Below are 3,180 nucleotides of genomic sequence, written 5' to 3'. Positions count from 1 at the left end.
ACCGCGCGCTCGGCACCGCGCTGGTGGCCAACGGCGATCTGGAAGGCGGTCGTGCCGCCTATCTGCGGGCGCTGGCGGCCGCGACCGCCACGGGGGCTGTCAGCGAGGCGCCGCAGACCCGCAGGCTGCTGGCGAGACTGCCGGTCAGCGGGGCCGCCGACGGCGCGACCATCACCCCCGCGGGCCTGGCCGGGACGGCCGGATGAACCGCTGGAGCGGTCACCTCCCGTGGCCGGGCCTTGCGCGCGTCAACCGGCGCTCGAGGCCCCGGCGGGACCTCGAGCCTTTCGCCGGTCGCCGGTCGCCGGTCGCCGGTCGCCGGTCTCAGCGTGCGCGGCGGGAAAGGCGTTCGCGATCGAGCAGCACGACCGCACGGGAGTCCAGGCGCAGCCAGCCCCGGGTGGCGAAGTCGGCGAGCGCCTTGTTCACCGTCTCCCGGGACGCGCCCACCAGCTGGGCCAGTTCCTCCTGCGTGAGCCCGTGCTCGACACGGACACCGGCGGCCTCGTTGCCGGGCTGTGCCGGCTCACCGAAGCGTTCCGCCAAGTCGAGGAGGGCTTTCGCCACTCGCCCCGGCACATCCGTGAACACCATGTCGGCAACGTTGTCGTTGGTACGCCGCAACCGGCGGGCCAGCTCCCGCAGGAGCATCGCGCCCGCCTCCGGGCGTGATCGCAGCCAGGGACGCAACGCGGTATGTTCCAGCAACAGCAACGATGCATCCGTGACTGCCGTAGCGGTAGCCGTGCGTGGGCCGGGGTCGAACAACGACAGCTCCCCGAACAAGTCTCCGGGACCCATCACGGACAGCAGGTTTTCCCGGCCGTCGGCCGACTGACGTCCTATCTTCACCTTTCCGGACAGGACGATGAAGACCCGGTCCCCGACATCTCCTTCACGGAACAGCACGTCCCCACGGGTGACATCCTGCCGATCAAGATGGTCGGAGAGGGCCATTCGGTCCTGCTCGGACAGCCCTACGAACAGTGGTACACGGGCAAGCAGATCCTCCACAGTCCTGAGCATGCCAGGACTATCGGCAGAGAGCACGGCCAGGGACCCCCAGATGGCTCCGACAGGCCGATCGACAGGGCTCCGACGGGCCGATCGGCACGGCCCGGCCTGGACCCGACGGGCCGATCGGCACAGCCCAGCCCCGCGCGGTCAGGCGGCTCGATGCTTGCCCGGCGGCGGTCGGCGCAGGCGCCGCCGGTAGCGCTCCAACGCGGCGGGGAGGCCCTGATTGACGAAGGTGCTGACCTCGTCCGGCCGGGCGTTGTCGAGGAAGCCCTCGAGGCCCTTACCGGTGTCAGCGGCATTCAACGGACGTTCCACCCGTTCCATCGCCAGCAGAAGGCCGAGAAGCAGCAGGGGAAAGGTGACCGCGGCAATGACAAACATGACCTCTCCATGGTGGCCGACCGGCGACCATCGCATGCGACCGGGGGTGGGTGTGTCGCGCATTGGCCACCTGGCCGGGGCCCGTTCGGACCACCCGGCAGCGGCGCCGGACGGGCGGATCGACCGGCAGATACGCTGCCAGACATGCCCGCAACCGTCGACGCCGCGGCCGAGACCCCGCTCACGAAGACCCGGCGGGCTCGCCGGATAGTGCGTCTGCTGGGCGATATCCATCCCGACGCCCGCATCGCGTTGCACTTCGACAACGCTCTCGAACTGCTGGTTGCCACCGTCTTGTCGGCCCAGTGCACCGACAAGAAGGTCAACGAGGTCACTCCCGGAGTGTTCGCCCGTTATCGGACCGCAGCTGACTATGCGGGCGCGGAGCGCGCCGAACTCGAGGACATGCTGCGGCCGACCGGGTTCTTCCGTGCCAAGGCGAACTCGCTGATCGGCATCGGCGCGGCCCTGACCGAACGCTTCGACGGTGAGGTTCCACGGTCGCTGGCGGCCCTGGTGACCTTGCCGGGCGTCGGTCGCAAGACGGCGAACGTCGTGCTCGGGCATGCGTTCGACGTTCCCGGAATCACCGTCGACACCCACGTCGGGCGGCTGTCCCGCCGCTTTGGGCTGACCACTCAGACCGACCCCGTCAAGGTCGAGTCGGACCTGGCGGCGCTCATCGAACAGCGGGACTGGACCATCGCTTCCGATCGCATGATCTTTCATGGGCGACGGATCTGTCACTCGCGCCGCCCGGCCTGCGGCGCCTGCGGGCTGGCCCGGCTGTGCCCGTCCTTCGGGCTCGGCCCCACCGAGCCTGCCGAGGCGGCCCGGCTGGTCCGGGGAACACGCAGCGACGTCGAAACCCTGCGATGACCGAGCTGCCAGCCAACGCCGACGGCGCCTTCGACACTGACGGGACCACCGTCCCCCCGCCCCCGGCCTGGCTGCGCGCTCTGGCGGAGAAGGCCGGGCAGGCCCTCGTGACCAGCCGGACCCATCCGGGTCATGCGGGCGCGGATGCTCGACCGACCGCCGTACTCATCCTGTTCGGCGATGATGGCCCGGAGGGGCCGGACATCCTCCTGCTCGAACGGGCGGCCGAGCTGCGCAGCCATGCCAGCCAGCCCGCATTCCCCGGTGGCGCCACCGACGCGACGGACGAGTCGCGGGTGCACACGGCGCTACGCGAAGCCGAGGAGGAGGTAGCACCTCGACCCCGCGGGGGTCGAGGTGCTCGCCGTCGCATCCCCGCTCTACCTGCACGCCAGTCGTTATCTCGTGACCCCGGTGATCGGCTGGTGGCATACTCCGTGCGCGGTCGTACCCGTCGATCCCGCCGAGACGTCGTCGGTCACCCGGGTGCCACTCGCGGAGCTGGCCGACCCGGCCAACCGGGTCATGCTGCGCCACCGCACCGGCCTCGCCGGACCCGCCTTCCGGGTCCGCGGCATGCTGGTGTGGGGCTTCACCGCGGGCATCCTCGATGTTCTTCTCCGTCTCGGCGAGTGGGAACTGCCGTGGAACGACACCGAGCTCATCGACTGCCCGGTCGCGCGGGCCACGACCAGCGGGACCCCGGTCGTGCCCGCACAGACAACCAGCCCACCGGCACTGCCCCACCCACCGCTACAGTCCGGTCCACTGGACAGGTCCAGCCCGCCGGCGGCACCGGCATCGCCCTGCGACGAGAGGCACAGCTGATGACCAGCACCGCGGACCGTGACCATGCGGGACCGCGACCGTCCATCCACTCCTCCCGGCAGGGGCGGTCAC

At 70.7% G+C, this 3,180-nt stretch carries 5 protein-coding genes; 3 read left to right on the top strand and 2 right to left on the bottom strand.

The genetic code is table 11. From position 1 onward, the window contains the following. Nucleotides 1-206: hypothetical protein (locus tag AC08ON_RS09545; RefSeq protein ID WP_476616800.1), on the top strand; the 206-nt coding region annotated here is incomplete at its 5' end. A gap of 118 nt (nucleotides 207-324) precedes the next feature. Here AC08ON_RS09545 and AC08ON_RS09540 read toward each other — a convergent pair. Further along, nucleotides 325-1,026, bottom strand: coding sequence for a Crp/Fnr family transcriptional regulator (locus AC08ON_RS09540; RefSeq protein WP_023840718.1), 702 nt, complete (start codon nucleotides 1,024-1,026; stop codon nucleotides 325-327). Nucleotides 1,027-1,164: 138 nt separating this feature from the next. Continuing rightward, nucleotides 1,165-1,401 carry a hypothetical protein gene (locus AC08ON_RS09535; protein WP_023840719.1) on the bottom strand — a complete coding sequence of 79 codons (237 nt, stop codon included), beginning with the start codon at nucleotides 1,399-1,401 and terminating at the stop codon, nucleotides 1,165-1,167. A gap of 144 nt (nucleotides 1,402-1,545) precedes the next feature. On the opposite strand from AC08ON_RS09535, the gene nth reads away from it, so the two are divergent. Then, nucleotides 1,546-2,280: an endonuclease III gene (gene nth, locus AC08ON_RS09530; protein WP_476607276.1), complete on the top strand. Its 735-nt coding sequence runs from the start codon at nucleotides 1,546-1,548 to the stop codon at nucleotides 2,278-2,280. 357 nt (nucleotides 2,281-2,637) lie between these two features. Then, a complete protein-coding gene (locus AC08ON_RS09525) occupies nucleotides 2,638-3,108 on the top strand; it encodes an NUDIX hydrolase (RefSeq protein WP_476607277.1) in 471 nt (156 codons plus the stop codon). Nucleotides 3,109-3,180: the final 72 nt, after the last annotated feature.

This window comes from Frankia sp. CoWAU3, from assembly GCF_977971855.1.
The sequence above is the reverse complement of the archived record's forward strand: the minus strand, read 5'-3'. Positions and strand labels throughout refer to the sequence as shown.

What these genes read in the sequence shown, in the direction of transcription:
- AC08ON_RS09540 (WP_023840718.1), bottom strand. Translation starts at nt 1,026, where the DNA reads ATGCTCAGGACTGTGGAGGATCTGCTTGCCCGTGTACCACTGTTCGTA.
- AC08ON_RS09535 (WP_023840719.1), bottom strand. Translation starts at nt 1,401, where the DNA reads ATGTTTGTCATTGCCGCGGTCACCTTTCCCCTGCTGCTTCTCGGCCTT.
- nth (WP_476607276.1), top strand. Translation starts at nt 1,546, where the DNA reads ATGCCCGCAACCGTCGACGCCGCGGCCGAGACCCCGCTCACGAAGACC.